This is a genomic window from Streptomyces acidicola, assembly GCF_009377235.1.
In the GTDB taxonomy this organism is placed as follows: Bacteria; Actinomycetota; Actinomycetes; order Streptomycetales; family Streptomycetaceae; genus Streptomyces; species Streptomyces acidicola.
Genome location: NZ_VMNX01000500.1, coordinates 1 through 1,691 on the forward strand (window position 1 = coordinate 1; position 1,691 = coordinate 1,691).

Below are 1,691 nucleotides of genomic sequence, written 5' to 3' on the forward strand. Positions count from 1 at the left end.
CCGGACACTTTCGAGGACACGCCCGCCAAGGACCGGGACCCTGAGTGGTTCAAACGCGCCGTCTTCTACGAGGTCCTTGTCCGCTCCTTCCAGGACAGCAACGGCGACGGAGTCGGCGACCTCAAAGGGCTGACCGCCAAACTCGACTACCTGCAATGGCTGGGCGTGGACTGCCTCTGGCTGCCCCCCTTCTTCAAATCCCCCCTCCGCGACGGCGGCTACGACGTCTCCGACTACACCGCCGTCCTCCCCGAATTCGGCGACCTCGCCGACTTCGTGGAATTCGTCGACGCCGCCCACCAACGCGGCATGCGCGTCATCATCGACTTCGTCATGAACCACACCAGCGACCAGCACCCCTGGTTCCAGGAATCAAGAAAGGACCCCACCGGACCCTACGGCGACTACTACGTATGGGCCGACGACGACAAACAGTTCCAGGACGCCCGCATCATCTTCGTCGACACCGAAGCCTCCAACTGGACCTTCGACCCCGTCCGCAAGCAGTACTACTGGCACCGCTTCTTCTCCCACCAACCCGACCTCAACTACGAAAACCCGGCCGTACAGCAGGAAATGCTCGCCGGACTCCGCTTCTGGCTGGACCTCGGCATCGACGGCTTCCGCCTCGACGCCGTCCCCTACCTCTACCAGGCAGAAGGCACCAACTGCGAAAACCTGCCCGCCACCCACGAATTCCTCAAACGCGTCCGGAAAGAAATCGACGCACACTACCCCGACACCGTCCTGCTCGCCGAAGCCAACCAATGGCCCGAGGACGTCGTCGACTACTTCGGCGACTACCAGTCCGGCGGCGACGAATGCCACATGGCATTCCACTTCCCCGTCATGCCCCGCATCTTCATGGCCGTCCGCCGCGAATCCCGCTACCCCGTCTCAGAAATCCTCGCCAAAACCCCCGCCATCCCCTCCCACTGCCAATGGGGCATCTTCCTCCGCAACCACGACGAACTCACCCTCGAAATGGTCACCGACGAAGAACGCGACTACATGTGGGCCGAATACGCCAAAGACCCCCGCATGCGCGCCAACATCGGCATCCGCCGCCGCCTCGCCCCCCTCCTCGACAACGACCGCAACCAGATCGAACTCTTCACCGCCCTGCTCCTCTCCCTCCCCGGCAGCCCGATCCTCTACTACGGCGACGAAATCGGCATGGGCGACAACATCTGGCTCGGCGACCGCGACGCCGTCCGCACCCCCATGCAATGGACACCCGACCGCAACGCCGGCTTCTCCTCCTGCGACCCCGGCCGCCTCTACCTGCCCACCATCATGGACCCCGTCTACGGCTACCAGGTCACCAACGTCGAGGCCTCCATGTCCTCCCCCTCGTCACTGCTGCACTGGACCCGCCGCATGATCGAGATCCGCAAACAGAACCCCGCCTTCGGCCTCGGCTCCTACACCGAACTCCCCTCCACCAACCCCGCCGTCATCGCCTTCCTCCGCGAAGCCCCCCAGACCAACGACACCACCGACGACACCACCGACGACCTCGTCCTGTGCGTCCACAACTTCTCCCGCTTCGCCCAACCCACCGAACTCGACCTCAGCACCTACACCGGCCGCCACCCCGTCGAACTCATCGGAGGAGTCCGCTTCCCCGCCATCGGAGAACTCCCCTACCTCCTCACCCTCGCAGGCCACGGCTTCTACTGGTTCCGGCT

1 protein-coding gene is annotated in these 1,691 nt (G+C 64.2%); it reads left to right on the top strand.

The genetic code is table 11. The features are described 5' to 3' along the window. Window positions 1–1,691 (top strand): maltose alpha-D-glucosyltransferase (gene treS / locus FPZ41_RS46355; RefSeq protein ID WP_152870889.1); only part of this gene is annotated, 1,691 nt, incomplete at both ends.